The sequence below is a fragment of the Streptomyces katrae genome (genome assembly GCF_000966975.1).
Classification (GTDB): domain Bacteria; phylum Actinomycetota; class Actinomycetes; order Streptomycetales; family Streptomycetaceae; genus Streptomyces; species Streptomyces katrae.
Genome location: NZ_JZWV01001500.1, coordinates 1 through 2,545, shown reverse-complemented (window position 1 = coordinate 2,545; position 2,545 = coordinate 1). Strand labels below are relative to the sequence as shown.

Annotated in this window: 3 protein-coding genes; all 3 read right to left on the bottom strand. The window is 72.5% G+C overall.

Going from position 1 to position 2,545, the window contains the following annotated elements; translation table 11 throughout:
* Positions 1–1,709: proline--tRNA ligase (locus VR44_RS38665; RefSeq protein ID WP_063779021.1), on the bottom strand; the 1,709-nt coding region annotated here is incomplete at its 3' end.
* A 41-nt stretch (positions 1,710–1,750) separates the two neighbouring features.
* Entirely contained in the window at positions 1,751–2,323 is a 573-nt protein-coding gene (locus tag VR44_RS38660) for a GNAT family N-acetyltransferase (RefSeq protein WP_045952364.1), read from the bottom strand.
* A 121-nt stretch (positions 2,324–2,444) separates the two neighbouring features.
* Positions 2,445–2,545, bottom strand: a 101-nt coding sequence (locus tag VR44_RS44615) for a GNAT family N-acetyltransferase (protein ID WP_425424570.1), incomplete at its 5' end; no start/stop codon positions are given.

Here is a 2,545-nt window from a genome sequence, read left to right as displayed (position 1 = left end):
GAGCAGGTCCCCTGCCCCACCCGCCCCAGCGCCTCCTCCAGCGTCAGCTCCACCCGCTCACCCGTCCGCCGGTCCTGGAGTTCGACCACCCCGTCCGCCGACCGGCGTCCCGCCACCAGGATCCACGGCACGCCGATCAGCTCCGCGTCCGTGAGCTTCACCCCCGGCGAGACCCCGGCGCGGTCGTCCAGCAGGACCCGCTTCCCGGCAGCCGCCAGGGCCTCCGCCGCCCGCTCGGCCAGCGCCAGCGGGACGGCCTTGCCCGCCGCCACCACGTGGACGTCCGCCGGGGCCACCTCCGCCGGCCAGCACAGCCCTCGTTCGTCTGCCGTCTGCTCGGCCAGCGCGGCCACCGCCCGGGAGACACCGATGCCGTAGGAGCCCATGGTGACCCGCACCGGCTTGCCCTGCGGGCCGAGGACGTCCAGCCCGAAGGCGTCCGCGTACTTCCGCCCCAGCTGGAAGATGTGCCCGATCTCGATCGCCCGGTCCAGCCGCAGCCCCGCCCCGCAGTTCGGGCAGGGGTCGCCCGGCTGCACCACGACCACGTCCAGGTACCGGTCCACCTCGAAGTCCCGCCCGCAGACCACGTTCCGCGCGTGCGTGTCGGGCTTGTTGGCCCCGGTCACCCACGCCGTACCGGGCGCGACCCTCGGATCGGCCAGGTAGGGGACCTTCTCCAGCCCCTGCGGGCCCACGTAGCCCCGTACCAGGTCGGGCCGGTCCGCGAAGTCCTCCGCCGTGACGAGCTCCACCACCGCCGGGGCCAAGTGCTCCCCGAGCTTGCCGAGGTCCACTTCCCGGTCCCCCGGCACACCCACCGCCGTGATCTCCCCGTCGACCTTCACCAGGAGGTTCTTCAGCGTGGCGGAGGCGGGAACACCCAGATGGGCGGCGAGGGTCTCGATCGTGGGCGTGTCCGGGGTCGGGATCTCCTCCATCGCCCCGGGGGCGGTGTCGGGCGCGGCCGCCGGGACGAAGGTCACCGCCTCCGTGTTCGCCGCGTAGTCACACTCCGGGCAGTCCACGAACGTGTCCTCGCCCGCCGCGGCCGGCGCGAGGAACTCCTCCGACGCCGAGCCGCCCATCGCCCCCGACACGGCCGACACGATCCGGTGGTCGAGCCCCAGCCGCTCGAAGATGCGTACGTACGCCTCGCGGTGGAGCCGGTAGGACTCCGCCAGCCCCTCCTCCGTCACGTCGAAGGAGTACGAGTCCTTCATCTGGAACTCGCGCCCGCGCAGCACCCCGGACCGGGGCCTGGCCTCGTCGCGGTACTTGGTCTGGATCTGGTACAGCATCACGGGCAGGTCCTTGTAGGACGTGCACTGGTCCTTGACCACGAGGGTGAAGATCTCCTCGTGGGTGGGGCCGAGCAGGTAGTCCGCGCCCTTGCGGTCCCTGAGGCGGAACAGCAGGTCCCCGTACTCCGACCAGCGGCCGCTGACCTCGTACGGCTCCTTGGGGAGCAGCGCCGGCAGCAGCACCTCCTGGGCCCCGATCGCGTCCATCTCCTCACGGACGATGCGCGAGACGCTGTCGAGGACCTTCTTGCCGAGCGGCAGCCAGGTCCACACCCCCGCGGAGCTCCGCCGGACGTAGCCGGCGCGGACGAGGAGGCGGTGGCTGAGGGTCTCGGCGTCGGCCGGGTCCTCGCGGAGGGTCTTGGCCATCAGACGGGACATGCGCTGCACGTGTTGCGTTGACATGCGGCGAGGCTATCCGGGCGGCCGCGGACCGGGTACCGGTTTCAGCCCCGGAGCAGCGGCAGCGGCGCGCCCATGACCGCGTACGGCAGGCTCGCGCTCGGGAAGTGGACCCTGCGGGCCAGGTCCTGGTAGCCGAGGGCCCCGTACAGTCCGCGGGCCGGGCTGTCGGTGTCGATCGCGGAGAGGATCGAGCGCGGCTCCTCGGCGGTGTCGGTGATCCGGGTGATCAGCGCGCGGCCGACGCCGCGGCCCTGGAAGCCGGGGTGGACGTGCAGCTCGGTGATCACGAAGGAGTCGTCGAGCCAGTGCTCGGTGCCGGTGGCCCTCAGGTAGGGCTCGACGATCGTGGACCACCAGTGCGCGCGGTCGTTGGGCATTCCGTACACGAAGCCGGCGAGGGCCCCGTCGTCGGTGAAGGCGCCCAGTGCGCGGGCGCCGCGGCAGGTCATGTGGCGCTGGACGATGTAGCGCCGGATGCCGACCTCCTCCTCGCTGAGCCCGAAGGCCACGGCCTGCACGCGCAGGGCTTCGTCCACGCGGCCGGCGAGGTCGAGGTGCCCGATGCGCAGTCCGGCGGGCCGTGCGGGGTCGTCGCCCCCGTGGGTAGGCAGCATGCGGCCGACCTTACTTCGGGGTACAGGCACTCCGGAACGGCTTCCCGGACGAAACCGGCCGCCCCCGGCGGTGCATTGGCACAGCCGACCGGGACACCCTCCGGCCGGACACCCACCCGCCTCAGAACAGAACGCTCATGAACGCCCCCACCTCACGGAACCCCACCCGCCGGTAAGCGGCACGCGCGGCGGTGTTGAAGTCGTTGACGTAGAGGCTGACCA